Raw genomic sequence first — 25011 nt, 5'->3', positions numbered from 1 at the left:
TGCGCCGCAGGCCGGCGGCGTCAAGCGCAGTTACCGAACTCGGGCTTTGTCACGCGTCGGCCAGCGCCTCGGTGGCGACCAGCTGTTCGCGCAGCGCGTGGCGGGCGCGCCAGCCGGCGCCTTGCCACGCCGCGAGCGTGTCGTCTTCGAATGCCAGGATCGCGCTCGTCTCGTCGGGCCAGATCGTGGCCTGCAGATCGCCGCGGTCCAGCGCCGCGGCGCTGGCGTCCAGCGGGTCGAGCGCCCCGGCGGCCAGCACGCCGCGACCGAGCAGCGCGTCGGCGCGGTACAGCGGCGTGTCCCAGCCGTGCGTGGCGCCCAGCGCGCACAGCGCCGGCAGGCGCTCGGCGACGCCTGCGGCCTCAGGCTGTTCGCCGCACATCGCGAGCAGCTCGCGCGCGCTGCGCCGGTCCCAGACCTCCCACGGCGTCAGGCCGCGGCGGTCGGCGACACGTTCGATCAGGTCTTCGGCGTCGTAGGCGAACCAGGCGCGCGGGGCGCCGGTGGCCGGGCGTTCAAGCACGTAGATCATTCGTCCAGGCCCTGGCCGACGAGGGTGCGCTGCCAGACGGCCTGGCGCAGGCGCTCGCGCACTGCGGCCTCGCTGCCGTCGAAAGCGTCCTGCGCGCGGCGCAGCGCGGCCTGCGCGACCGAGGCTTCGGCCAGCGTCAGCGCCAGCCGGCCGGCCATGTGGCTGGCGTCGGGACACAGCGCGAGCACCGCGCTGCGGTTGGGGTGTTCATCGAGGGACACGAGTTCGTGCGCCTCGGGGCGGCCGTCCAGGCAGACGGCGCCGGCGATGACCTCGACGCGGCGGCCGTCGCGCGTGATGCGCACGAGAACGGGGGCGTCGCGGTCGGGGTTGCTCATCGCGGGTTCTCCTCGTGAGGACGGCGGGCCTGCCGGCCCGCCGTGGCCGTCAGCGGATGATGTCGAACGAGATGTCGGTCTTGCCGGGGATGTTGGTGTTGGCGTCGAGCTTCTCGAAGTACTCGTCGAGCAGCATCGTCAGCAGCCGCATCCCGCCCTCGTAGCCCCAGGTGGGGTAACGGTGGTAGTGGTGGCGGTCGAAGATCGGGAACACCAGGCGCACCAGCGGCGTCCCGGCATCGCGCTCCAGGTACTTGCCGTAGGTGTTGCCGATCAGGAAGTCCACCGGCTCGGTGAACAGCAGGCTGCGCAGGTGCCAGAGGTCGCGCTTCGGGTAGACCTTGCCGTCCTGGCCGTAGGGCGAGGCGGCGAGCACCGCACGCACCTTCTCGGCCCAGTCCTCGTTGCCGTTGGTCGACAGCACGTGGGTCGGCTCGGCGCCCAGTTCGAGCAGGAACTTGGTGTAGCCGATCAGCTGGTCGGGGTCGCCGTAGAGCGCGTACTTCTTGCCGTGCAGATGGGCCTGGCTGTCGGCGATGGCGTCGACGAGCTGGCCGCGTTCGAGCTCCAGCTCGGCCGGCACCGGCTTGCCGGTCAGGCGGCTGATCGCCATCAGCAGCTCGTCGGTGCCGCCCACGCCCACCGGCGCGTTCAGCACGACGACCTCGTGGCCCTTCTCGCGCAGGTACTTGGCAGTCTTCTCGCTGCTGAACTCCTGGAAGACGATGGTCGCCTTGGCGTGCAGCGCACGTTCGACCTCGGCCTTGGTGGTGCCGCCGGAGAACATGCGGAACTCGCCGTCGGTCGGGGTGTTCCAGACCTCGGACGGGTCGCAGAGGATCGTCGCCTCGACGCCGAACAGCGCGAAGATGCGCTTGATCTCCTTCAGGTTGCCGACGACGAAGCCGTCGAAGCCGCCGATGAAGTTGATGCTCTCGTCGGGCACGCGCTCCAGCGGCGCCGTGACGCCGGCCTTGCCTTCCCAGAAGTGCTGCAGCACGCCCAGCAGCGCGTTGTCGTAGCCGGTGACGTGGCTGCCGACGAAGGCCGGGGTGTGCGCGAACGGCACGTCGAAGTCGGCCGGGATGCTGCCCTTCTCCTTGGCCGTCTTGATGAACGCGTTGAGGTCGTCGCCGATGACTTCCGCCATGCAGGTCGTCGACACCGCGATCATGTCGGGCTTGTAGAGGTTGAAGCTGTTGGCCAGGCCGTCGACCATGTTGGTCAGGCCGCCGAAGACCGCGGCGTCCTCGGTCATCGACGAGCTGACGCAGGACGTCGGCTCCTTGAAGTGGCGGCTGAAGTGGCTGCGGTAGTAGGCGACGCAGCCCTGCGAGCCGTGCACGAACGGCAGCGTCTTGGCGAAGCCGTTGGCGACGAAGACGGCGCCCAGCGGTTGGCAGGCCTTGGCCGGGTTGACGGTCAGCGCTTCGCGGGCGAAGTTCTTCTCGCGGTATTCCGGCGTCTTGGTCCAGTTGCGGATCTCTTCGATCCTGACGTCGGCGTGCTTGTATTCGAAGTTCGACTTCTTGTCGGCGAAGAGCTTCTGGTACTCCGGCTCGCGGAACAGCAGCTCGTGGTCGATGATCTTGTCGGCGTTTTGCGGCATGGTGTGCTCCTAGGTGCGGTGGCGGGCTCAGGCCGCTTTCTTCCAGGGGGCGCCCTTGGCGAGACCCCAGACCGGCGAGCTGATCGCGATGTCCATGTCACGGGCGAAGATGGCGAAGCCGTCGTAGCCGTGGTAGGGGCCGGAGTAGTCCCAGCTGTGCATCTGCCGGAACGGCAGGCCCATCTTCTGGAAGACGTACTTTTCCTTGATGCCCGAGCCGATCAGGTCCGGCTGCACGCGCTCGACGAACTTCTCGAACTCGTAGCCCGTCACGTCGTCGTAGATCAGCGTGCCGTCCTTGATGTAGTGGGTGGTGCGCTGGTAGTCGTCGTTGTGGGCGAACTCGTAGCCGGTGCCGCAGATCTCCATGCCCAGGTCCTCGTAGGCGCCGATGACGTGGCGCGGACGCAGGCCGCCGACGTAGAGCATCACCTTCTTGCCGTCCAGGCGCGGCTTGTACTTGGCGATGACGGCGTCGACCATCGGCCGGTACTTGGCGATCACGCGCTCGGCGTTGGCCTTGATCGTGTCGTCGAAGTGGCTGGCGATCTCGCGCAGGCTCTTCTCGATCTGCGTCGGGCCGAAGAAGTTGTATTCGACCCAGGGGATGCCGTACTTCTCCTCCATGTGCCGGCTGATGTAGTTCATCGACCGGTAGCAGTGCAGGACGTTGAGCTTGGCCTTGGGCGTGTTCTCCAGCTCGGCGATCGTGCCGTCGCCGGACCACTGGGCGATGACGCGCAGGCCGATCTCCTCGAGCAGGATGCGGCTGGACCAGGCGTCGCCGCCGATGTTGTAGTCGCCGATGATCGCCACGTCGTAGGGCGTGGAGACGAACTCGGGGTACTTGGCCGGGTCGGTCTTGTCGAAGACCCAGTCGCGGATCGCGTCGTTGGCGATGTGGTGGCCCAGCGACTGGCTGACGCCGCGGAAGCCTTCGCAGCGCACCGGGATGATGGTCTTGCCGCCCATCTCCTTGCTCTTCTTCTTGCTGACGGCCTCGATGTCGTCGCCGATCAGGCCGATCGGGCACTCGCTCTGGATCGAGATGCCCTTGTTCAGCGGGAACAGCTGCTCGATCTCGTCGATGATCTTCTCGAGCTTCTTGTCGCCGCCGAAGACGATGTCCTTCTCCTGGAAGTCGGACGTGAACTGCATCGTGCCGAAGCTGTCGACCCCGGTGATGCCGATGTAGTAGTTGCGGCGCGAGGCCCAGGAGTACTGGCCGCAGCCCACCGGGCCGTGGCTGATGTGCACCATGTCCTTGATCGGGCCCCACACCACGCCCTTGGAGCCGGCGTAGGCGCAGCCGCGGATCGTCATCACGCCGGGAAGCGACTTGATGTTGGACTTCACCCCGCAATCGGGACGGCCCTCTTCGTAGGCGTTCAGGTGCTTGGCGCGCTTCTTGGCCATCTTGTCCGGATAGGCCTTCAGCACTTCGTCGATCAAGGCCTTGTTGGCGGCCTTGCGCTCTTCAACGGTCATGGACATGGGTCGTTCTCCGTGGGCAGGGTGGGCGGCCCGGCACCGGGGCGGGCCCGGTGCCGCAGGGCCTGTGTCAGGCCGCTGCTTGGGCCGCGGTCTTGCCGACGATGGACTCGTCTTCCTTGCTCATGATCCCGAACTCCATCAGCAGGTCTTCGAGTTCGTCCATCGTGATCGGGGTCGGGATGACGCCGTTGCCGGCGTTGGCGTGCACCTTGTTGGCCAGGGTGCGGTACTCCTGGGCCTGGGCGCTGTTCGGGTCGTATTCGACGACGGTCATGCGGCGCAGCTCGGCGTGCTGCACGACGTTGTTGCGCGGCACGAAGTGGATGAGCTTGGTGCCCAGGCGCTTGGCCAGCGCTTCGGCGAGCTCGTATTCCTTGTCGGTCTTGCGCTCGTTGCAGATCAGGCCGCCCAGGCGCACGCCGCCCGAGTTGGCGTACTTCAGGATGCCCTTGGAGATGTTGTTGGCCGCGTACATGGCCATCATCTCGCCGGACATGACGATGTAGATCTCCTGCGCCTTGTTCTCGCGGATCGGCATCGCGAAGCCGCCGCAGACCACGTCGCCCAGCACGTCGTAGCTGACGTAGTCGACGTCGTCATAGGCGCCGTTCTCCTCGAGGAAGTTGATCGAGGTGATGACGCCGCGGCCGGCGCAGCCGACGCCCGGTTCCGGGCCGCCGGACTCCACGCACTTGATGCCGCGGAAGCCGATCTTCAGCACGTCCTCGAGTTCGAGGTCCTCCACCGAGCCGGCCTCGGCGGCCAGCGACAGCACGGTGTCCTGCGCCTTCGCGTGCAGGATCAGGCGGGTCGAGTCGGCCTTGGGGTCGCAGCCGACGATGAGGATCTTCTGGCCCATCTCGGCCAGGGCCGCGAGGGTGTTCTGCGAGGTGGTGGACTTGCCGATGCCACCCTTGCCGTAGAAGGCGATCTGCCGAAGCTTGCTCATGGGTTGAACTCCGTTAGGTAGTTGAGCTTGGGGTCGAGACGAATCAACGAGTGGCCACGAAAGCCTGTTCGCGAATTCCTTGCCGCCATCGACTGCTGGGTTTTCTTCTAGGAGGTGCCTTCGGGTCGGGTCGGGCATTCAGCGCCAGCAGCGCGTCGCAACCGCCGTGCCAACCCGCGTTTCTTTTGCTAAGTGCCTGTCTTGCAAAGGAAAAATGGCAAATGCCAGGCTCTCGGGGCGGCCGGTGTCGAATGTCCGAAACACGACAAAGCCGGAAGCCCGGGCCGATCGCGCACGCCGCAATGACGGCCCGGTGCGTGAGGTTCACGACGAAACCGGGCCCGAATCGGCGTGGTACGGGTGTTGCTGTCCGTTGGGTGATGCGGTGTCTGGCGAAGGCGCCGCCGGTGCTTCCCGTTCGCCACCTTCCATTGCGGAGATCCCGATGACCCTCTCGATCCAAGACACCGCTTTTGCCCGCCTCGAGGCCGAAGGCCGCCTCTTCAACAGCGTGCTGAAGGCGCCGACGCACAAGGCCGGCCGTTTCGGCTTTCGCGGCGACCTGGCGCTGAAGTTCCAGGCCAAGCTGGCCGACGAGGCGCGCCCGCCCGAGATCGCCTGCGAGCAGGTCATCGCTGCGGCCAACGCCGGCGAGCCGCAGATCGGTTTCCTCTGCGGCTTCCTGCTGTCCTTCGAGTCGCTGAAGCTCGTCGCCGAGGTGCTGGGCGAGGCGCTGTCGCCGCAGGGCAAGTACTTCCTGTTCTGCGACAACATCGACCTGTCCAAGCGCTACCAGGTCGAGTACGGCGGCGCCACGTTCTACGTGCTGCCGATCGACGAGGCCACGGTCTACAACGAGATGCTCGAGCTGCTGTACCTGGAGAAGACCGAGCTCAAGCGCCTGGACACCGCCGGCAAGACCGACGCCGTCACCGAACGCGCGTTGGCCTTCAAGGACAGCTTCCCGAAGATCAGTTTCGAGGAAGGCCTGGCGCTGATGGGCCCGGTGCGCAACCCGTACGAGAACCGCCCCGTCTGAGCCCGCGTTCGGTGGCCTGCGCCGACGCCCACGACCCGCATCCGGAGCGCTGGTACACGACCAACCTGGTCGGCATCCCGGCGCCGGTGCTGGCCAGCCTCGCCTTCAACGCGCACCCGCAGCCGCTGCGCATCGCCGGGGCGCGCGAGACGCAGCCGGGGCTGTTCGCGCTGCTCGGCCGCTGCCCCGACGCCGAGCAGGCGCGCGAGGTCTTCCAGCACTACATGAGCCTCGGCTTCGGCCTCGGCGCGCCGGCAGCCGACGCCGGCGAAGCCGAGCGCCACCGCTGGCGCACCAGCTACCTGAAGCTGATGCAGGGCTGGGTGCTGGACAGCAACAGCGCCGCCGGCGCGGTGTTGAAGGGCTGGGCCGAGAGCCGCTTCGGCCTGGTGCCGACCTACCACCGCGAGGCGCTGGCGCGTTACCCCTCGCCGGCCTGGATGCGCTACCTCGAGGAGAAGGCCGGCAGCCGCTTCCACAACAACTGCATCTGGCAGCAGCTGGACCTGGTGTTCGAGTACTGCCAGTGGATGCTGGCGCGCTTCGAGCTGATGGGCGCCGGCCCGCACGTCACGCTGTGGCGTGGCAGCTCCAACGTCGAGGAGCAGATCGTCGCCGGCTCGCTGCGCGAGCGCCGCTGCACCGTGCGGCTGAACAATATCGTCTCGTTCACGCGTTCGCGCGAGCAGGCCGGCTGCTTCGGCGACTGGGTGTTCGAGGCGCGGGTGCCCTTGTGCAAGCTGCTGCTGGCGCCCGGCGTGCTGAGCACGCGTTCGCTGCAGGCCGAAGGCGAGGTGCTGGCCATCGGCGGGCTCTACGAACTGAAGGTGAGCTATGAGTGAGGACCTGGCCGGGCGCATCGCCGCGGCCGGCGGCCTCGCCGCGGTGGCCGACCGTGCGCTCGGCGCCTATCTCGGGCTGGCATTGGGCGACGCGCTGGGGGCGACGGTCGAGTTCATGACGCCGCGCGAGATCGTGCACCGCTGGGGCGTGCACCGGCGCATCGTCGGCGGCGGCTGGCTCAAGCTGAAACCCGGCGAAGTCACCGACGACACGACGATGAGCCTGGCGCTGGGCGCGGCGCTGCTGCGCGGCGCCGCCGAAGGCCGGCCCTGGGACACGCGGCTGGTCGCCGAGGCCTTCGTCGGCTGGCTGCGCTCCAGGCCGGTGGACTGCGGCAACACCTGCCGCCGCGGCATCCAGCGTTATCTCGCCGACGGTTCGCTCGAAGGCCCGTACAACGAAGGCGACGGCGGCAACGGCGCGGCGATGCGCAACCTGCCGGTGGCGCTGGCGACGCTGGGCGACGACGCCTTGTTCGAGCGTGTCTCGCTGGCCCAGGCGCGAGTCACCCACCACCACGCGCTGTCCGATGCCGCGACGCTGGCGCTGGGCCGGTTGCTTCAGGGCCTGCTGCTGGGCGACCGCCCGGCGCAGAGTGCCGAGCGCATCGCCGCGATCGTCGACGCGCACCCCAAGTTCCGCTTCACGCCCTACCGCGGCCGTGCCAGCGCCTACATCGTCGACACGATGCAGACCGTGCTGCACTTCTTCAGCACGCGTGAAGGCTTCGAGGACGCGCTCGTCGACTGCGTCAACCAGGGCGAGGACGCCGACACCAACGGCGCGCTGGTCGGCATGCTGGCCGGCGCACGCTGCGGCGCCAGCCGCCTGCCGCGCGAGTGGCTGACACGTCTGAAACCCGACATCCGCCACGCGGTCGTCGAACAGGCCAGCGCGCTCACGGCGCTGGCGCTGGACGCGCCGCGCTGAACCGAGGACCGACCATGGCCCGCATCACCTTCTTCGAGAAACCCGGCTGCGGCGGCAACGCGCGCCAGCGCGCCGCGCTGGAGGCCGCCGGCCACACGCTGGAGCGCCGCAACCTGCTGGCCGAGCCCTGGACGCGCGAGACGCTGCTCGCCTTCCTGGCGCCGCTGCCGCCGGCGGCGTGGTTCAACCGCTCGGCGCCGCGCATCAAGAGCGGCGAGCTCGACCCCGACGCGCTGGACGCCGACGCCGCGCTGGCGCTGCTGCTGGCCGAGCCGCTGCTGATCCGCCGCCCGCTGCTGCGCCGCGAAGACGGCGTGACGCTGGTCGGCTTCGACACCGCCGAGGTCCACGCCTTCGTCGGCCTGCCCGACGCGCCGCCCGGCCGGCTGGACGTCTGCGTCTCGCCCAGCGGCCACTGCGCCAGCCCCGAATCCTGATCCTGGAGACCGCTATGCCGATCTACGAATACCGCTGCCCCGCCTGCAGCCACGAGTTCGAACTGCTGGTGCGCAGCAGCACCGTGCCGTTGTGCCCGCAATGCGGCGCCGGCGAACCCGAACGCCTGGTGTCGCGCATCGCGCCGCACGGCCAGACCGCCGGCAAGCTGGCGCTGGCGCGCCGGGCGGCGGCGAAGGAGGGGCACTTCAGCCATTACAGCGCGGGGGAGAGGGCGAAGGCGTTGAAGTGACGAGGCGCTGGCAGGCCGAGGCGATGGCGCGGCTGGAGACCAGGCCGCGGGAATAGCCCAGCAACACGGCCTTGAGCAGCACGGCCGGCGAGACCGCAGGCGCTCCGGTCTCGTCGTTGCGATAGAAGGCGTCGAACGCGTCCAGCGGCACCGCGCCGGAGTCGACCAGGTGGTTGAGCGCGACCTCGAAGGAGCCGGCAGCAACTGCTCGGCCAGCACCACCGGCAGGAAACACGGCTGGTTGTCGACGGGCGGTAACGGGCCACCGCGGGGACGGTCGAGAAGATGACGTCAGAGCTTGCAAACGCTGTGCCGCGCCAATAGGCTGCGGCGAACCCAGGACGCCGACGGCGGTGCATGAAAGAACAGATCAAATGCGCTGATGCCGCTTGCTGCGTCAACCAGGCCGGTGGGCGGCCGCACCGGGGTCTTTCTGCAGCTTCGTTAGCAGTCTTTCCTCGTTGATCGCTTAGCAGGGAACTTATGACGAATAAAATTGGCGAAATGGAAGCGGCTTTGGTTTTTCGGAAAGCCCAGGAAATCGGTAAGGCAAGAGATGCCCTGCTCGAACCAAAGTACCCGAGACTGATAAATGGGCTGGCAACAGGCTTGGGATGTGGGCTTGTTATATATGCAATGGACAGCGTGCAGGCTTCCTTGTTGTTCAAGGTAATTTTTTCCGGCACTTCAGTAGGTTTGCTTGGTGTTTTGGTGGAGCAATGGAGTATTCGTAAGCGCTTGGAGGCATCAATACAATTGCTCCTGAGCCACGACGAAAGACTGAACCTTCAAAATCGCATGAACAGCCATGGCGAAACAGCCGAGTAGCAACCAGACTTCTAACCCTGCCATTGGGAGTGACGTCCGCAAGCTGGCGCTTGCGGTTCCCTTCGCCTTCGGCTCCGGCCGCCCCTCATCTCCACGTTGAGGCTGTAGCAACACCCCGTCTTTCAGCCCCGAACACGAAACGGCGCCTCTTCAGGCGCCGTTTCTGTTGGCGAAGCCGCTCCCGCAGATCAGTCCGCCGAAATCGACTCCGAAGCCTGTCGCTGCGCCATTCGCTGCCCGCGCGCCTCGCTCCGGCCCGCCGTCAATACCCGTTCTCGAACCAGACCGGCTCCCGCCGCCGCAGCTCCGCCAGCAGCCCCATCGTCTGCGGCACCAGCGCGCTGACGGCATACCAGACGGCCTCGCGCCGCGGCTCGTGGCCGTCGCGCAGGGCCGCGTGCAGCGCCTGCCAGCCGGCCCAGTCGGCCAGCGCCAGCTTGTCGCGCAGCACCGGCGTCAGGTTGCCCAGCGTGTGCGCCATCGTCAGCAGCCGGGCCTCGACGGCGGCCAGCGTGCGTGGGCTGGCGAAGAGTTCGTCTTCGCCCTGCATCGCCCGCGTCAGCTCGCCGACGGCGGCGCCGGCGTCCATCACGATGGCGTACAGCGCCTGGTGGTACACGGCTCAGGCCGGCTGCGGCACGCCGGTCAGCGCCTCGGCCACCTCGGCCAGCGGCAGCGCGATGCGCACGATGCCCTGCTCGTCCAGGAAACGCTGCTCCATGCGGGTCGGCGGCTCGGGCAGCACGGCGTAGTGCGGCCCGGCGCTGCGTTTCATCACCTGGCGCGCGAAGGCACGCGGCAGCTGGTCGTCGAAGCGGCAGCCGAGGAAGACGAAACCCAGCGCCGCGCGGCGCTGCTGCACGACGGCCGGGATCGGCGTCTGGATGTCGATCTCGGTCAGCACCTCGACGAAGTCGGAGTCCGAGATCAGGTAGTTCGACGCCGGCGAGCGAGCGCCCCAGGGTTTGTAGAACACGGTGCGCGGCTCCAGCGGCGCGTCGGCGGCGCTGCCGTCGGCGCCGTACCAGCCGGTCCAGGTGCCGAAGTGTTCGCTCTGCGACAGGCCCTGCACCTCGGCCCAGTCCTCGCGAGCGGCGAGCGCGCGGCGCAGCGTGTCGTCGTACCAGCAGTCGACGATCAGCGGCGCCGGCAGCGCCGCCAGCCAGCGGTGCAGCGCCGACGGCGCGGCCGGCGCGGCGAAGGCCTGGTCCATCGCGTTGACCAGCGTCTTGCGGTGCTTGAAGTTCTCGATGAACTGCGCCGCGGCGGTGAGCCGGTTGCGGATCTTGGCCGGCACCGAGACGCGCGCCGTCAGCACCGCCGCCAGTGCCAGCGTGTCGGCCGGCGGCCGCGCGCCGTCGCACAGCGCCAGCAGCCCGGGGCCGAGGTAGGGGCACAGCGTGCCGGCGACCAGGCCGGTGGCGACGGCCTCGGGCAGCGTGTCGATCGTCGTGTGACTCATCGCGGTTCTCCGGTTCAGCGCCGTGCGGCGACGAAGACGGCGGCGGCCTGCGCCGGGTCGGCGGTGACCTGCCAGCAGTGGCCGTCGGAAGCGCCGAGAAACAGCGCGCAGCGTTCGCCGGCGGCGGCCGGCGTCTCGTCGCGCAGGTCGACGGCGTCGACGACGCTGACCCGCAGCGGCGCCAGGCGCTCGCGCAGCCGCGTGGCGGCGGCACGCAGGTCGGGCGCCGCCTCGGCCAGCGCCAGCGCGTCGGCGAGCGTGGCGGCGTCCATCAGTCCTCCACCAGCTTCTTGGCTTCGACGGTGATCGGCAGCGTCGTCGTCTCGGCCATCTCGGGCAGAGACAGCACCCAGCCGTTGCCCAGCGTCACGGTGCCGCCCCACAGGCCCGGCTTCTCCTGCGCGACCACGGGCTCCTCCAGGTCCTTCTTGGGCACGTAGGCCGAGAGGACCCCGGCGGAATTGCGGCGCATCATCACTTTCATCGTCGGCTCCAGTCGTGGAATCGTGGATTCAGGGGCAGGCCGCCGCCACGGCGTCCTGCAGCAAGGGGGCGACGGCGGCGTGCACGGCGGCCAGCGCCTGCTGCACGTGGGCGTCGGTGCTGTCGCGGCCGAGCGAGAAACGCAGCGCGGCGCGCGCATGCGCCGACGGTTCGCCCATCGCCAGCAGCACGTGCGAAGGCTGCGTGCCGCCGGCGGCGCAGGCCGCGCCCGACGAGGCGACGACGTCGGCGCGCTCCAGCCGGCCGAGCACGAGTTCGGCGTCCAGCGTGCCGAAACGCAGGCAGCAGGTGTTGGCCACACGCGCGACGCGCCGGCCGTAGACCTGCACGCCGGGCAGGGTGGCGCAGCTGGCTTCCAGCCGGTCGCGCAGCGCGGCGATGCGTTCGATGTCGGCGGCCGGCGTCGCCGCGGCGCGGTCGCAGGCGGCGGCGAAGCCGGCGATGCCGGGCAGGTTCTCGGTGCCGCCGCGGCGGTGGCGCTCCTGGCGCCCGGCCAGCAGCGGCGCCAGCGCGAAGCCCTTGCGCACGACGAGCGCGCCGACGCCCTTGGGCCCGTGCAGCTTGTGCGCCGAGACGCTCATCAGATCGGCGCCCAGCGCGGCGAAGTCCAGCGCCGCCTTGCCGGCGAGCTGCGTCGCGTCGACGTGCATCCGGGCGCCGGCGGCGTGCGCCAGCTCGGCCAGCTCGGCCACCGGCATCAGCACGCCGGTCTCGTTGTTGGCGCCCATCACGCTGACCAGCGCGACGTCGGCGCCGATCGCCTCGCGCGCCGCGGCCAGGTCGACGCGGCCGTCGGCGTCGACCGGCAGGCGTGTCACCGGCACGCCCTCGGCCTCCAGCCGTGCGGCCAGCGCCATCAGGCCCGGGTGTTCGACGCTGCTGAGCACGAGCCGCTGGCGCCCGATGCCGCGTGTCGCCGCCAGCGCGGCGTGCACGGCCGTGTGGTTGGCTTCGGTCGCGCCGCTGGTGAAGACCAGCTCCGAGGGCTGGCAGCCGAGGAAGGTGGCGACCCGGCTACGGGCCTCGGCCAGCAGCCGGCGCGCCTGCTGGCCGGGCTCGTGCGTCGACGAGGGGTTGGCCCAGGCGACTTCGAGCGCGTGCAGCATCGCCGCGACGGCTTCGGGCGCCGGCGCGGTGGTCGCGTTGTGGTCCAGGTAGACGCTCACGGCCAGAAGACCCGCGTCTCGTCGTGGCAGACCTGGGCCAGCGCGGCGTCCAGCGTCAGGCCTTCGCCGACCAGCGTCCAGCGGCCCTCGACGTGGTCGCGCGCGTGCAGCCGCCAGCGGCCGCCGGCGTCGGGCTCGAACCAGGCGATGGCGATCTCGCCGCCCTCGGGGTCGACCTTGCGCGAGCAGTTGGCGCTGAGGATCTTCCAGCCGGCGCCTTCGGCCACCAGGCGCGGGCGCACGTAGCGGTAGCGGCTGCGCACGGCCAGCGCACGCTCGATGCGCGCCGCGTCCAGCGCGACGACGGCGGCACGCGGGCCGCGCTCGACGGGCGGGCGGCGCACGGCGGCGTTCATCCGCCGGCCTCGGCCCCGGTGACCGGCACGATCTCCTCCTCGAGGCAGCCGAGCACGCACAGGCCGAAGTCGACCATGTACAGCGGCACGTTGGCCTCGGCGTGGTGGCCGACCTGGACGATCTCGCCCGGGCCGCCTTGCACGATCAGCAACTGGTCCTCTTCGGCTTCGGGCACCGAGCCGTCGTTGTAGAGGTCGACGGCGGCCAGGACTTCCTGGCCCCATTGGTAGCGCGGCAGGCGGGGATCGAGCATCGTGGGTCCTCAGCGCAGGTCGTCGAGTTGCCCGGCGCGCTCGCCCAGCCGGGCCAGCACCTCGGGCGGTAGCCGGTCGAGCGTGCACAGCTCCTTCGCGCGCATGCCGACCTGCTGGCCGCTGGCGACGAACTCGACGGCGTAGATGTAGTACTGCTGCAGAAAGCTGCCGACCGAGCGCACGTAGCCGACGTCGCCACGCTCGACGAGCACCTCGCCGATGTCGCGGCCGCCGTAAGTGCCGTCGTTGCGCACCTTGACGCGGGCGGCGACACGTTCGCCGATCTCGAAGCGCGGCGGCCCCGCGAGTTCGACCTCGTCGTCGTCGCGCACGATGTCAGCCATGGCGGCGGTCCTCCAGTTCCTGCAGGCGTTCGGCGGCGCGTTCGCGCACCAGCGGCTCGGCGTCGAGCAGCAGGCGCTGCAGCAGCTCGCCGACGGCGCGGCCGGCGGCGGTATGGCGCACCAGCCAGTCCTCGTCGCGTGCCAGCGGCTCCAGCAGCGCGGCCGGCAGGCGCTCGGCGGCGATGCGGCGCACCTCGGGCGCCGGGTCCTCGGCCAGGCGCCACAGCGCCGGCATCGTCACGCGTTCGGCGACGATGCGCCGCACCTGCAGGTCGGCGTCGCCCATCATCAGCGGCAGCAGGGCCCCGGGCAGGCGGCGCGCGACGGTGGCGCGCACCTCGTAATCGGGGTCGTGCATCAGCGTCGGCAGCTCGGCTTCGGCCAGGCGCTGGGCGACGCGGATGCGCACCTCGCGCTGCGGGTCGTCGCGCAGCCGGCCCAGCAGGCGCTGCGGCAGGCGAGACGCGGCCTGCAGGCGCACCGTCTCGTCGGGGTCGGCCATCAGCGCCGGCAGGTGGAAGACGTCGGCATGGCGCGCGGCGATCGCACGCACCTCGAAGTACGGATGGCCCAGCGAGCCGTTGGCCAAGCCGGGGTGGCGGCGCAGGAAGCGGTCGATGCGGCGCGCGTAGGCGTCCTGCAGGCAGGCGTGGCCGGGCTCGCAGCCGCCGGCGGCGTGCAGCGTGCTGTGCGGGCAGGCGGCGCAGTCGATGGCCTGGCCATCCCAGCGGCGGGCGGGGATGTCGCTCCAGGCGCGCTCGGGGGCGTTCATCGTGGCGTTCCCGCGCTCTCGCCCGTGGCACGCGCCCAGGCGGCAGCGCCCGTGACCGGCGGCAGGCCGTCGGCGTCGGGGTCCTCGCCGACCAGCGCACGCACGCGCACGGCCTCCAGCAAGGCGCCGCCGACGCAGTCCTCCGGGTCCAGCGCGCGCAGCACGGCGAGTGCGTCGCGCGCCTCCAGCGGGTCGTCCAGGCGCAGGCTGAGGTAGGCGTAGCCCTTCAGCAGGAAGAGCAGGAAGCGTGTGCCGGCGTCGCCGCGGGCGCCGGGCAGCGGCTGGCGCGGCAGTTCGCGCCAGACCGTCGGCAGGCCCAGCGCACGCGCCGCGACGACCAGCGCGCGGCGTGCGACGTCGCGCGCCGCGGCCGGGCGGTGGCCGAAGAAGTGGTGGCGGTAGAAGGCGATCAGCACCGCCGGATGCCCCGGCGCCAGCGCCTGGGCGCGCATCAGCGCGGCCATCGCGCCGGGCGGGTCCAGGCTGCGCAGCCGGCCGGCCTCGGCCAGCGCGGTCTCGGCGGCGGCGTCGAGGCCGCGGCCGAGCACCGCGTCGTCGAAGCCGTCGGCCGTCATTTCCATGCCCACCTAGGCGCGGCTGATGCGGCGCAGCGAGTCCAGCGACACGCTGGCCTGCGCCGGCGGCGCCGCGCCGGCGCTGGAGCAGCCGCAGGCGGCCTGCTTCGGGTCGTGGAAACGCAGGCCGCTGGAGGTCGGCGTGTCGGCGAAGTCCACCGTCACGCCGTCCAGCAGCGCGGCGCTGGCCGCCGGCAGGAAGACGCGCAGGCCGTTGACGTCGAGCACCGCGTCGCCGTCCTGCGGCGCGGCGTCGAGGCTGAAGCTGCTCGACAGCCCCGAGCAGCCGCCCGGCGTCACCGTCAGCCGGAAGCCGCCGGCCGGGTGCTCCGAGAAGCGCAGCAGGCGCCGCATGAACTTCTCGGCGGCCGGGGTGACGACGACGTTCGCCGCGCCCATCGTCAGACCTTCTTGATGCAGTTGTCGACGGGGCAGACGGCGATGCACTGCGGGGCGTCGAAGTGGCCTTCGCACTCGGTGCACTTGGCCGGGTCGATGATGAAGGTGCCGCCCTTTTCGCGGATGGCGTTGTTCGGGCATTCGGCTTCGCAGGCCGAGCAGCCGGAGCACATGGAGGCGATGATCTTCAGGGCCATGGGGTTCTCCTCGTGGGGCGGGACTAGCGGGGGTCAGGCCGCCGCGGTGCCGGTGAAGGCGCCCTGGCGGATGCGCGCGTCGCCGCGCGGCTGGTGGACGACGGCGCCGCTGGCGATGCGTTCGCGGTAGTCGGCGAACCAGGCCAGCGCGGCCTTCTCGATGAACTCGTGGGCGTAGCGGTCCACCGGCTCGATGCCGGCGGCTTTCAGCTCGTCACGCGGGCAGGCGCCGATCTTGGCGACCAGCACCGCGTGGCAGTCGGCCAGCGCCTGGACGATGGACGGCAGCTGCTCGTCCTCGCCGTAGCCGCCCTGGCAGTACAGGTCGACGCGGCGGTGGCCGACGAAAGTCGCGGCACCGGCGCCGACCTCGTAAATCTGGAACTCGGTGGCGTGGCCGAAGTGCTGGTTGACCAGGCCCTGGCTCTCGCTGGCGACGGCGACCAGCACCTTCAGCCCGTCGTCGGCCAGCCCGGCGTCGAAGGCCTCGGCCAGCGCGTCGACCTTGGCCTGGTGCTGGGCCTGGCGCTGCAGCTCGACCTGCTGCTGGTAGGCGCGGCGCTTGTCCAGGTCGTAGACGACGGCCAGGTCCTCGATCTTCTCCAGCGTGAACTCGTCGCTGCGGTCCTCGCCGAGCATGCCGACGGCGTCGGCGCGGCACTGGCGGCAGTGGCGCATCAGGTTGGCGCCGCCGGCGCAGGCGTCCTGCACCGCCTTCAGCTCCTGCGCCGTCGGGCCGCGCTGGCCGGTGAGGCCGTAGAAGGTGCCGTGCTCGGGCTCCGAGATCAGCGGCATGATGTTGTGCAGGAAGGCGCCACGCGCCTTGACCGCCCGGTTCACCTCGATCAGGTGCTCGTCGTTGACGCCCGGGATCAGCACCGAGTTGATCTTGGTGAGCACGCCGCGCGCGGTGAGCATCTCCAGGCCGAGCATCTGGCGCTCGTGCAGGATGCGCGCCGCTTCCAGGCCGGTGATGCGGCGGTGGTCGTGGAAGATCCAGGGGTAGATCTTCTCGCCCACGGCCGGGTCGACCATGTTGATCGTGATCGTGACGTGGTCGACGTTGTACTTGACGATCTCGTCGACCCAGTCGGGCAGCGCCAGGCCGTTGGTCGACAGGCAGAGCTTGATGTCCGGCGCGTGCTGCTGCAGCAGGCGCATGGTCTCGAAGGTCTTCTTCGGGTTGGCCAGCGAGTCGCCGGGGCCGGCGATGCCCAGCACCGTCATCTGCGGGATCGCGCTGGCCACCGCCAGCACCTTCTTCACCGCCTGCTCGGGCGTCAGCTTCTGGCTGACGACGCCCGGGCGGCTCTCGTTGCTGCAGTCGTACTTGCGGTTGCAGTAGTGGCACTGGATGTTGCAGGCCGGGGCGACCGCGACGTGCATGCGCGCGAAGTGGTGGTGCGCTTCCTCGGAGTAGCAGGGATGGTTCTTGACCTTGTCCCAGATCTCGGCCGGCATGTCCTCGGGGCCGGCCGAGGAGCCGCAGCTGGACTTGCCGGCGCCGCCGCTGCTGCTGCAGCCGCCAGCGCCGGCGGGCGCGGCGTCGCCGAGGGCGGGCCGACCGCGGCGCAGGTCACCGATCGAGATGAAGGCTGTGTGGCTCATGGCGGGCCCGTCGGTTGAGGACGAGCGCGCACTGCGAGAGCCGTGCCATGCCCCGATCCCTTACGGATCAAGGACTTGCGGAGGGTGTCGGGCGTCGGTCGGCTGTGCTCTTCGCGACAAAACCGACAGCGCGGGCCTCAGCTCGGGCCTGTGTCTGGCGAGCGAGGCCTTCCGGCCTCGCCCGTCCCGCCTCAGTGGGCCGGCGGCGTGGCCGGCGTGTCTTCGCCGGCGTCGGGCGGCGCCTCGGCGGCGACGCGGTAGCTCTCGCTGGCCCAGGCGCCCAGGTCGATGCTGCGGCAGCGTTCGCTGCAGAACGGGCGCCAGCGGTTCTCCGGCGCGTACGGCGTCGGCTTCTTGCAGGCGGGGCAGGGGACGAGGCGGGGAGCGGTCACGGCGAAAACGAACGGGAAACGGGTCAGGCGCAGAGCGTGAGCTCGAAGTCGCGGTCCTCGGCGGCCAGGCGCAGCCGGCCGTCGGCGTCGGGGCGCATCAGGCGCACGCCGACCATCAGCCGGTGGCCGGTCATCTCGGGCACCAGGCCGTCGGCGCCGTCCAGGCGCACGCGCATCAGCTGGTAGGTGCGGCCGGCCGGCAGGCTCTGCTGGTACTGGCCGCCGGCGGCGACGACACGCTGCGGCGCGCCGCTGTCGCGCAGCAGGCCCAGCAGCACCTGCAGCGCCTCGGCCAGCGGCGACAGCGTCGCGATCCAGCCCATCAGGTCGGCGCGGCGCTTGGCCGGGTCGAGCTGCTGCCAGGCGTAGTACGAGGGCAGGTCGAACTCGCAGGTGCCGCCCGGGATGCCGATGCGGCTGCGGATGCCCATCAGCCAGTCGTTGCTCTGCAGCGCCTGGCCGGCCTTGCCCTGCAGCTGGTTCAGGCCGTCGAAAGCGTGGTCGATGCGGCCGACGATCTGGTCGAGCGCGGCTTCGGAGATGTGCGGGTTGCCGCGGTAGGACTGCAGCTGGGCGCGGTGGCGCTCCAGCTCCTTGAGCAGGTCGCTCTTGAGGTCGGCGCGCGAGGCGACGTCCATGATCTCGAAGATCGTCGCCAGCGCGAAGTGGTGGTCCACCGGCGCGTCGCGCGCGACGAGCTGCCCGAGCCGGTCGAACAGGTGCTCGAGCCGCAGCATCGTGCGGATGCCCTCGTTGAACGGGTACTCGTACAGGACCAAAGGGGGCGCTCTTCGTGGAGGGAATGCTCAGTGCGGCCCATTGTTCCACAGCGCCCACAGCGCCCGGACTTCGGCGGCCAGTTCCCCGAGCGCCATCCCGTCATTGAAGATCACCGCGTCGGCGATGCGCCGGCGCGCGGCGCGTGCCGCTTGCTGGGCGATGACGCGGCGAACGGCCTCTTCGCTCCAGCCCGAGCGGCGTTTCACGCGCTCGACCTGGGTCTCCTCGCGACAGTCGACGACGAGGATGCGGTCGCAGCGCGCGCGCCAGTGCGCCGATTCGGCGAGCAGCGGCACGTCGAAGACGACCGGCGCCTCGCCGGCGGCCGCGGCGCGCGCCAGCGCCTCGGCGCCGATCATCGGGTGCAGCACGGCCTCGAGCCGGCGTTTTGCGCCGGGGTCGGCGAAGGCGATGGCGCGCATGCGTTCGCGGTCCATCGCGCCGTCGCTGCCGACGATCTCCGGCCCGAAAGCCGCGGCCAGCGCCGGCAGCGCGGCGCCGCCAGGGGCGGTGAGTTCGCGCGCGATGGCGTCGGTGTCGACGATGACGGCGCCGAGCCCGGCCAGCAGCGTCGCGACGGTGCTCTTGCCGCTGCCGATGCCGCCGGTCAGGCCGAAGCGGCGCGGCCGGGGCGTCAGGCCCAGCCGATCCACGAGAGCACGGTCTCGCGGCCGGCCAGCAGCACGACGAGGCCGCCGCCGGCCAGGAAGGGCCCGAAAGGCACGAAGCGGCCTTCGCGCAGCGAGCCGGTGGCCTTCATGCCCAGGCCGACGACGGCGCCGATGACCGAGGCCATCAGCACGATCGGCACGATGGCCTGCCAGCCCAGCCAGGCGCCGAGCGCGGCCAGCAGCTTGAAGTCGCCGTAGCCCATGCCTTCCTTGCCGGTGGCGAGCTTGAACAGCCAATAGACCGACCACAGCGAGAGGTAGCCGACGGCGGCGCCGGCGATCGCCTCGCCCAGCGTCTGCCCCGGCAGCCAGCCGAGCGCGGTGGCGGCCAGCCCGGCCCACAGCAGCGGCAGCGTCAGGCCGTCGGGCAGCACCGTCGTGTCCCAGTCGATCAGCGCCAGCGCCAGCAGCACGGCGACGGCGCCGCACCACAGCAGCACCGCCGGCTGCGCGCCCAGGCGCCAGGCGACGATGCCGAACAGCGCCGCGGTCGCCAGCTCGACCAGCGGGTAACGGGCCGAGATGCGCGCCTGGCAGGCCGAGCAGCGGCCGCGCAGCGCCAGCCAGCTCACCAGCGGAACGTTCTCGTACCAGCGGATGGCGTGGCCGCAGGACGGGCAGCGCGAGCGCGGGCGCGCGATCGTCAGCGGCGCCAGGCCGTCGAGCTTCTTCTCCAGGCCGAGCCCGGCCTGGGCCAGCCCGGCCGGCGCGTCGCCGCCGAAGACGCGGCGGAACGAGTCGCGGTCGGTCAGCTGGCCGGCGACGTCGGCCCACCACTGGCGTTCCAGCATCAGCGGCACGCGGTGGATGACGACGTTGAGGAAGCTGCCCACCGCCAGCCCGAACAGGGCCAGCAGCCAGGGGCTCAGCAGCAGGTCCAGCGGCAGCGCCGCGCTCCAGTCGGCGGGGATCAAACGACGGCGCCCAGCTTGAAGATCGGCAGGTACATCGAGACCACGATGCCGCCGATCAGCACGCCCAGGATGACGATGATGAAGGGCTCCATCAGGCTCGACAGGCCCTTGACCATGTCGTCGACCTCTTCCTCGTAGAACTCGGCGGCCTTGCCCAGCATGTGGTCCAGAGAGCCGGATTCCTCGCCGATGGCCGACATCTGCAGCACCATCGTCGGGAAGACCGAGGTCGCGGTCATCGAGGTGGTCAGCGCCGAGCCGGTGGAGACGTCCTTCTGGATCTGCTCGGTGGCCCGGGCGTAGACGGCGTTGCCCGAGGCGCCGCCGACCGAGTCGAGCGCCTCGACCAGCGGCACGCCGGCGGCGAACATCGTCGCCAGCGTGCGCGTCCAGCGCGCGATCACCGACTTCTCGATCAGCGTGCCGAAGATCGGCAGGCGCAGCAGCAGCCGGTCCATGACCATCTGCATCTTCTCCGAGCGCTTCCAGGACTGCAGGAAGAAGTAGGTGCCGCCGAAGATCAGGCCGAAGATCACCCACCACCAGCTGACGAAGAACTCGGACAGCGCGATCACGAACAGCGTCGGCGCCGGCAGGTCGGCGCCGAAGGAGCGGAAGACCTCCTTGAACGCCGGAATCACGAAGATCATGATGACCGTCAGCACGATGAAGGCGACGACGATGACCGCCACCGGGTACATCAGCGCCGACTTGATCTTCTGCTTCAGCGCCATCGTCTTCTCCTGGTAGATCGCCAGGCGCTCGAGCAGCGCTTCCAGGATGCCGCCGGCCTCGCCGGCTTCGATCAGGTTGCAGTACAGCGCGTCGAAGTACATCGGGTGCTTGCGGAACGCGGCCGACAGGCTGGTGCCGGTCTCGACGTCCGAGCGGATGTCCGTCAGCAGCTTGGTCATGCGCGGGTTGGACGCCCCGCGCGCGACGATGTCGAAGGCCTGCAGCAGCGGCACGCCGGCCTTCATCATCGTCGCCAGCTGGCGCGTGAAGATCGCGATGTCCTTCTGCTTGATCGAGCGGCCGCCGCTGGTGCGGCGCTTCTTGACCTTGGTGACCAGGATGCCCTGGCGGCGCAGGCTGGCGTTGACGACGGCCTCGCCCCCGGCGCGGATCTCGCCGCGCACGAGCTTGCCGTTCTTGTCCTTGCCCTCCCACTCGAAGATCTGTTCCTTGGCGGCGCTCTTGGCGCGCGCGGCGGATGCTGCTGTGGCCATGGATCGTGTCGGGAGGCGGTTATTCGTTGGTGACGGTGATGACTTCTTCCAGCGAGGTGACGCCCAGGCGCACCTTCACCAGACCGGACTGGCGCAGGTCGCGCACGCCCTCGCGCTGCGCCTGCTCGGCGATGTCCAGCGCGGTGCCCTCGGAGAGGATGACGCGCTGGATGGCCTCGGTGATCGGCATCACCTGGTAGATGCCGACGCGGCCCTTGTAGCCGTTGTTGCAGGCGGAGCAGCCGACCGCACGATACGGCTTCCAGCTTCCGTCCAGATCGGCGTCGGTATACCCCGCCTTGAGCAGCGCCTCGCGCGGATAGTCCGCCGGTTTCTTGCAGACTTCACACAAACGGCGCGCCAGGCGTTGCGCGGTGATCAACAGCACGCTGGCGGCGATGTTGAACGGCGCCACGCCCATGTTCAGCAGCCGCGTCAGCGTCGTCGGCGCGTCGTTGGTGTGCAGCGTGCTCATCACCAGGTGGCCGGTCTGCGCCGCCTTGATCGCGATGTCGGCGGTCTCCAGGTCGCGGATTTCGCCGACCATGATGATGTCCGGGTCCTGGCGCAGGAAGGCCTTCAGCGCCGCGGCGAAGGTCAGCCCCGCCTTGTCGTTGACGTTGACCTGGTTGATGCCCGGCAGGTTGATTTCGGCCGGATCCTCGACGGTGGCGATGTTCACGCCCGGCTGGTTGAGGATGTTCAGGCAGGTGTAGAGCGACACCGTCTTGCCGCTGCCGGTCGGGCCGGTGACGAGGATCATGCCGTAGGGCCGCTGGATCGCGGCCATCAGGCGGTCCTTCTCGATCTTCTCGTAGCCCAGGGCCTCGATGCCCAGGCGCGCCGACGAAGGGTCCAGGATCCGGATCACGACCTTCTCGCCGAACAGCGTGGGCAGCGTGCTGACGCGGAAGTCGATCGCCTTGCTGCCGAACTTCAGCTTCATCCGGCCGTCCTGCGGGACCCGCTTCTCGGCGATGTCCATGCGCGAGATGACCTTGATGCGCGAGGCGAGCTTGTCCTTGATGGCGATCGGCGGCTGGGTGATCTCGCGCAGCTCGCCGTCGATGCGGAAGCGCACCCGGTAGTTGTATTCGTAGGGCTCGAAGTGCAGGTCGGAGGCGCGGGCGTTGATCGCGTCGATCAGCATCTTCTGCAGGAAGCGCACGACCGGCGCGTCCTCGACTTCGGTCGAGACCTCGGCCTCGGCGGCGGTCGTCGTCGTGTCGTCGCTGACGTCGAAGTCGAAGTCCTCGCCGGCCAGGGACTCGAGCACGTCGTTGGCGCTCTGGCCCTGGACGTCGAGCTGGCGCATCAGCTTGTCGTACTCGACGATGACCCACTCCGGGGTCAGCTGGGTGGCGAACTTGATGCGCTCGACGGCTTCCTGGTCGGTGGGGTCGGCCGCGCCGATGAACAGCCGGTTGCCGCGCCGGCCGAGCACGATGACCTGGTACTGCGTCGCCGTCTTGGCGTCGAGCAGGTTGCGCGGCAGCTTCTGCAGGTCGACCGCGTTGAGGTCCAGCAGCGGCAGGGCCAGCGCGCCCGACAGCGCGTGCGCCAGCTCGTCGGGCTTGAGCGCCCCGGCGGCGACGACGGCCGAGACGAAGCTGGTCTTGCGCTCGCGCGCGCTGCGCGCCAGGTCCTCGGCGGTGCGCGCGTTGAGCTTGCCGGCGTGCACCAGGACCCGGGCGACGCCGGACAGCGCGGTCTGCTGTGTCTCGACGGTGGTGTCGGCGGGCATGCGTTCAGTCCGGGCAGGGCATAACCGGACGATCATCGCCGATACGCCCCCCCCTGTAAACGCCGAACAACGGCCGCTGCGCCGGCGTTTGTGACCGTCTTTGATCAGCCCAGCAGCAGGGCCGCCAGCGCCACGCCGGCCGGGATCGTCACATAGGGCGGCTGGCGCCAGCGCAGCACCAGCAGCGCCGCGGCCAGCGTCATCAGCGCGCAGGCCAGCGGCTGGGCGGCCAGCGGCAGCTTCCACCACAGCGTTGCCGCCGCGCCGGCGATCAGGCCGACGACGGCGCAGCGCACGCCGATCATCGCGTGCTGGAAGCCGCGCTGGCCGCGCAGCCGGTCGGCCGCACCGTCGACGCCGACGGCGATGACGGCCGTCGGCGTGTAGACGCCGATCGTCGCCGCCAGCGCGCCGGCGAGGCCGGCGATCTCCATGCCGGTGAAGGTCGCGATGCCGACGATGGGCCCCGGCGTCAGCTGGCTGGCGGCCAGCCCGGCGGTGAAGCCGGCGTGGTCCAGCCAGCCCAGGCGGTCGACGATCAGGCCTTCGAGCAGCGGCACCATCACCAGCGCGCCGCCGAACAGCGTCGTCGCGATGCCGCCGAAGGCCAGCGCCAGGCGCGCCACCGTGTCCTGCGGCAGCAGCGCCGGCACCAGCTGGAACAGCGCCAGCGCCGCCGGCGCCAGGCACAGCAGGATGCGCGACGGCGCCATTGCCGGGCTGGTGGGCGCCGGCGCGGCCGGCGGCGCCGGCCAGAAGAGCCGGCTCACCAGGCCGCCTGCGGCCAGCACCAGGATCGACGCCGACCAGAACGGCAACGCCAGCAGCGCCACCGCCGCGGCCACCGCCAGCGCCTTGTCGCGCGGCGCTGGCGTCGCCTTCTTGGCCTGGTTCCAGGCCGTCTGGGCGAGGATCATCGCCAGCGGCGGCAGCACGCCGACGATGACCGCCCGCAGCAGTGCCGGATGTCCGGCCAGCGCCGCGTAACCGGCCCACAGCGCGACCAGGATCACGAAGCTCGGCAGCACGATGCCGGCGAGTGCCGCCGCGAAGCCCAGCCAGCCGCCGAGGCGGTGGCCCATCACCGCCAGCGCGTTGACCGCCTGCGGCCCGGGCAGCATCGCCACCAGCGCGATCAGATCGAGGAAGTCCTTCTCGGCGATCCAGCCGCGGCGGTTCACGAAACGCTGCTGTGCCTGGGCCAGCAGCGCCATGAAGCCGCCCCAGGCGGTGAGGCCGAGCACGGCGCAGTCGGCGAACAGGCGCGGCGCGCTGTAGCCCGGCGGCGCGGCCGGGACGGAGGCTTGGCGGGTGTCGGGCATCAGGCGGTGACGGCGCGGCGGCGGATCTCGGCCAGCAGGTCCTCCTGCGGTTTGCGGGCCGCGGCGTCGGCCGGCGGCAGCGTCTCGCGGGCCTGGGCCTTGCGCCGGCGGTTCTCGGCGTCCAGCGTGGCCAGCGCCGCCTCATCGTAGCGCCGCGCCTCGCGGCTGCGGCCGACGAACTCCAGCTCGTAGCCGAGTTCGGCCAGCGAGCCGCCGGCCACCGACTCGAAGTCGATGATCTCGTCCTCGCCCATCTGCGTGCGCCACTTGCGGCTGTTGCCGGCGATCACCGGCTTGCGCACGTTCTCCCACATGCGGCCCGACGAGGCCGTGCGGTCGGCTTCCTCGGAGCCGTGGTAGTCCAGCATCGAGGAGTGGAACTCGATGCCCAGCCAGGCGCACAGGCGGCGCAGCGCCGGCTCGGGGGCGGAGGTCAGCGACTCGTAGGACAGGGCCAGGAAGCGGTCGTACGGCACGCGCCGGCCGCAGGCCAGCGCCAGCTGCTGCTCGGCGTGCCACTGGCGGGCGACGTGGTAGGCGGTCTTCTCGCCGACCACGGCCTTCATGAACGACAGGCAGACGTCGCGCCCGTCGCGGTACAGGTAGAGGTAACGCGCGTCGTCGCCGAAATAGCGTTCGATCTCGGGCAGGAAGTGCACGTTGGCCAGCGACTTGCACACCCAGTCGGGCTTGCCGGCGGCCTCGGCCATGCGGTCCATCACGGCGCCGAAGACGGCGACCAGGCTGCGCTCGCGGCAGCGGCGGCGCAGGTCGGCACGCTCCAGCGTCACCGGCCAGGGCACCGGGTTGGCCTCGACGAGGCGGGCGACGTCGTCGACCAGGGCCTCGAAGGCGCTGTCGTCCTGGAGGTCGCCGTACAGCGACATCAGCGGCGCGAAACGTTCGAGGACGTGCGGCGGATGCGGCGCCGCGAGGCTGGGCGCCTGGTTGAGCATCAGGCGCAGCAGGTTGGATCCGGAACGCTGGGTTCCGACCATGAAGATCTTCACGAGGGGGCTCTCCGATGACGGCGCAATGTCGTACGGGCGCAGCCCGCGCCGTGGCCGCGCC

General features: G+C 70.5%; 33 protein-coding genes. 6 read left to right on the top strand and 27 right to left on the bottom strand.

The annotated features are described in order from the left end of the window. Positions 1–49 precede the first annotated feature (49 nt). From RGE_RS20920 to nifH, 5 genes are all read right to left on the bottom strand, one after another. Entirely contained in the window at positions 50–532 is a 483-nt protein-coding gene (locus tag RGE_RS20920) for a hypothetical protein (protein WP_014430477.1), read from the bottom strand. Then, a complete protein-coding gene (locus tag RGE_RS20915; RefSeq protein ID WP_014430476.1) occupies positions 529–870 on the bottom strand; it encodes a hypothetical protein in 342 nt (113 codons plus the stop codon). Before RGE_RS20915 ends, RGE_RS20920 begins: the two co-directional genes overlap by 4 nt. Before the next feature lie 49 nt (positions 871–919). Beyond that, a complete protein-coding gene (gene nifK, locus RGE_RS20910; protein WP_014430475.1) occupies positions 920–2479 on the bottom strand; it encodes a nitrogenase molybdenum-iron protein subunit beta in 1560 nt (519 codons plus the stop codon). A gap of 27 nt (positions 2480–2506) precedes the next feature. Then, entirely contained in the window at positions 2507–3973 is a 1467-nt protein-coding gene (nifD, locus tag RGE_RS20905; RefSeq protein WP_014430474.1) for a nitrogenase molybdenum-iron protein alpha chain, read from the bottom strand. Between the two features lie 67 nt (positions 3974–4040). Beyond that, positions 4041–4922 carry a nitrogenase iron protein gene (gene nifH, locus RGE_RS20900; protein ID WP_014430473.1) on the bottom strand — a complete coding sequence of 294 codons (882 nt, stop codon included), beginning with the start codon at positions 4920–4922 and terminating at the stop codon, positions 4041–4043. Positions 4923–5367: 445 nt separating this feature from the next. On the opposite strand from nifH, the gene RGE_RS20895 reads away from it, so the two are divergent. The 5 genes from RGE_RS20895 to RGE_RS20875 are packed head-to-tail and all read left to right on the top strand — an operon-like array spanning position 5368 to position 8422. After that, complete coding sequence (locus RGE_RS20895; protein WP_014430472.1) at positions 5368–5961, top strand: hypothetical protein; 594 nt, start codon at positions 5368–5370, stop codon at positions 5959–5961. Between the two features lie 11 nt (positions 5962–5972). Next, complete coding sequence (locus RGE_RS20890; RefSeq protein WP_014430471.1) at positions 5973–6803, top strand: NAD(+)--dinitrogen-reductase ADP-D-ribosyltransferase; 831 nt, start codon at positions 5973–5975, stop codon at positions 6801–6803. Beyond that, complete coding sequence (draG, locus tag RGE_RS20885; RefSeq protein ID WP_014430470.1) at positions 6796–7734, top strand: ADP-ribosyl-[dinitrogen reductase] hydrolase; 939 nt, start codon at positions 6796–6798, stop codon at positions 7732–7734. Before RGE_RS20890 ends, draG begins: the two co-directional genes overlap by 8 nt. Positions 7735–7748: 14 nt before the next feature. Beyond that, positions 7749–8171, top strand: coding sequence for an ArsC/Spx/MgsR family protein (locus RGE_RS20880; RefSeq protein WP_014430469.1), 423 nt, complete (start codon positions 7749–7751; stop codon positions 8169–8171). Positions 8172–8185: 14 nt separating this feature from the next. Beyond that, positions 8186–8422 (top strand): FmdB family zinc ribbon protein, encoded by a 237-nt coding sequence (locus RGE_RS20875; protein WP_014430468.1) that lies wholly within the window; start codon positions 8186–8188, stop codon positions 8420–8422. Here the strand turns inward: RGE_RS20875 and RGE_RS23850 are convergent. Next, a complete protein-coding gene (locus tag RGE_RS23850) occupies positions 8379–8657 on the bottom strand; it encodes a transposase (protein ID WP_014430467.1) in 279 nt (92 codons plus the stop codon). The two genes, RGE_RS20875 and RGE_RS23850, sit on opposite strands and share 44 nt — an antisense overlap. A 248-nt stretch (positions 8658–8905) precedes the next feature. Between RGE_RS23850 and RGE_RS24190 the strand changes: the two genes are divergently transcribed. Then, positions 8906–9250 (top strand): hypothetical protein, encoded by a 345-nt coding sequence (locus RGE_RS24190; protein ID WP_014430465.1) that lies wholly within the window; start codon positions 8906–8908, stop codon positions 9248–9250. A 262-nt stretch (positions 9251–9512) separates the two neighbouring features. Here the strand turns inward: RGE_RS24190 and RGE_RS20870 are convergent, their stop codons facing one another. The 21 genes from RGE_RS20870 to RGE_RS20770 all read right to left on the bottom strand — a co-directional run bounded on the left by RGE_RS20870 (position 9513) and on the right by RGE_RS20770 (position 24950). After that, on the bottom strand, positions 9513–9869 hold the full coding sequence (locus tag RGE_RS20870; RefSeq protein ID WP_014430464.1) for a hypothetical protein: 357 nt from the start codon (positions 9867–9869) through the stop codon (positions 9513–9515). Between the two features lie 3 nt (positions 9870–9872). Next, positions 9873–10712, bottom strand: coding sequence for an SIR2 family NAD-dependent protein deacylase (locus tag RGE_RS20865; protein WP_014430463.1), 840 nt, complete (start codon positions 10710–10712; stop codon positions 9873–9875). 14 nt (positions 10713–10726) lie between these two features. After that, positions 10727–10984, bottom strand: a complete 258-nt coding sequence (locus tag RGE_RS20860) for a hypothetical protein (protein WP_014430462.1) — start codon at positions 10982–10984, stop codon at positions 10727–10729. After that, positions 10984–11196, bottom strand: coding sequence for a putative nitrogen fixation protein NifT (nifT, locus tag RGE_RS20855; protein ID WP_014430461.1), 213 nt, complete (start codon positions 11194–11196; stop codon positions 10984–10986). Before nifT ends, RGE_RS20860 begins: the two co-directional genes overlap by 1 nt. A 28-nt stretch (positions 11197–11224) precedes the next feature. Then, a complete protein-coding gene (locus RGE_RS20850) occupies positions 11225–12382 on the bottom strand; it encodes a cysteine desulfurase family protein (RefSeq protein ID WP_014430460.1) in 1158 nt (385 codons plus the stop codon). Next, on the bottom strand, positions 12379–12738 hold the full coding sequence (locus RGE_RS20845; protein WP_014430459.1) for a DUF3024 domain-containing protein: 360 nt from the start codon (positions 12736–12738) through the stop codon (positions 12379–12381). The genes RGE_RS20850 and RGE_RS20845 overlap by 4 nt, the downstream gene beginning before the upstream one ends. Next, positions 12735–12992 (bottom strand): nitrogen fixation protein NifZ, encoded by a 258-nt coding sequence (locus RGE_RS20840; protein ID WP_014430458.1) that lies wholly within the window; start codon positions 12990–12992, stop codon positions 12735–12737. The genes RGE_RS20845 and RGE_RS20840 overlap by 4 nt, the downstream gene beginning before the upstream one ends. A 9-nt stretch (positions 12993–13001) precedes the next feature. Continuing rightward, a complete protein-coding gene (locus RGE_RS20835) occupies positions 13002–13337 on the bottom strand; it encodes a nitrogen fixation protein NifZ (protein WP_014430457.1) in 336 nt (111 codons plus the stop codon). Beyond that, complete coding sequence (locus RGE_RS20830) at positions 13330–14109, bottom strand: 4Fe4S-binding leucine-rich repeat protein (protein WP_014430456.1); 780 nt, start codon at positions 14107–14109, stop codon at positions 13330–13332. The genes RGE_RS20835 and RGE_RS20830 overlap by 8 nt, the downstream gene beginning before the upstream one ends. Further along, the gene (locus RGE_RS20825; protein WP_043784349.1) at positions 14106–14690 is read right to left on the bottom strand and encodes a hypothetical protein; all 585 of its coding nucleotides are present in this window, start codon (positions 14688–14690) and stop codon (positions 14106–14108) included. The genes RGE_RS20830 and RGE_RS20825 overlap by 4 nt, the downstream gene beginning before the upstream one ends. 6 nt (positions 14691–14696) lie before the next feature. Then, positions 14697–15083 carry a HesB/IscA family protein gene (locus RGE_RS20820; protein ID WP_014430454.1) on the bottom strand — a complete coding sequence of 129 codons (387 nt, stop codon included), beginning with the start codon at positions 15081–15083 and terminating at the stop codon, positions 14697–14699. A gap of 2 nt (positions 15084–15085) precedes the next feature. Further along, positions 15086–15280 (bottom strand): 4Fe-4S binding protein, encoded by a 195-nt coding sequence (locus tag RGE_RS20815; protein WP_014430453.1) that lies wholly within the window; start codon positions 15278–15280, stop codon positions 15086–15088. A gap of 33 nt (positions 15281–15313) precedes the next feature. Next, a complete protein-coding gene (nifB, locus tag RGE_RS20810; protein ID WP_014430452.1) occupies positions 15314–16888 on the bottom strand; it encodes a nitrogenase cofactor biosynthesis protein NifB in 1575 nt (524 codons plus the stop codon). A 191-nt stretch (positions 16889–17079) separates the two neighbouring features. Next, positions 17080–17280 (bottom strand): DNA gyrase inhibitor YacG, encoded by a 201-nt coding sequence (locus tag RGE_RS20805; RefSeq protein ID WP_014430451.1) that lies wholly within the window; start codon positions 17278–17280, stop codon positions 17080–17082. Positions 17281–17303: 23 nt separating this feature from the next. Beyond that, complete coding sequence (gene zapD, locus RGE_RS20800; protein ID WP_014430450.1) at positions 17304–18059, bottom strand: cell division protein ZapD; 756 nt, start codon at positions 18057–18059, stop codon at positions 17304–17306. 27 nt (positions 18060–18086) lie between these two features. Then, complete coding sequence (gene coaE / locus RGE_RS20795) at positions 18087–18713, bottom strand: dephospho-CoA kinase (RefSeq protein ID WP_014430449.1); 627 nt, start codon at positions 18711–18713, stop codon at positions 18087–18089. Further along, a complete protein-coding gene (locus RGE_RS20790; RefSeq protein WP_014430448.1) occupies positions 18695–19645 on the bottom strand; it encodes a prepilin peptidase in 951 nt (316 codons plus the stop codon). Before RGE_RS20790 ends, coaE begins: the two co-directional genes overlap by 19 nt. Next, entirely contained in the window at positions 19642–20874 is a 1233-nt protein-coding gene (locus RGE_RS20785; RefSeq protein WP_014430447.1) for a type II secretion system F family protein, read from the bottom strand. The genes RGE_RS20790 and RGE_RS20785 overlap by 4 nt, the downstream gene beginning before the upstream one ends. Positions 20875–20893: 19 nt before the next feature. Then, a complete protein-coding gene (pilB, locus tag RGE_RS20780; protein WP_014430446.1) occupies positions 20894–22618 on the bottom strand; it encodes a type IV-A pilus assembly ATPase PilB in 1725 nt (574 codons plus the stop codon). A gap of 104 nt (positions 22619–22722) precedes the next feature. Then, positions 22723–23940: a chromate efflux transporter gene (gene chrA, locus RGE_RS20775; protein ID WP_014430445.1), complete on the bottom strand. Its 1218-nt coding sequence runs from the start codon at positions 23938–23940 to the stop codon at positions 22723–22725. Further along, complete coding sequence (locus RGE_RS20770) at positions 23940–24950, bottom strand: sulfotransferase family protein (protein ID WP_014430444.1); 1011 nt, start codon at positions 24948–24950, stop codon at positions 23940–23942. Before RGE_RS20770 ends, chrA begins: the two co-directional genes overlap by 1 nt. Positions 24951–25011: the final 61 nt, after the last annotated feature.

This window comes from Rubrivivax gelatinosus IL144 (assembly GCF_000284255.1).
Lineage (GTDB): Bacteria > Pseudomonadota > Gammaproteobacteria > Burkholderiales > Burkholderiaceae_C > Rubrivivax > Rubrivivax gelatinosus_A.
This window is presented reverse-complemented; position numbering and strand designations above follow the sequence as displayed.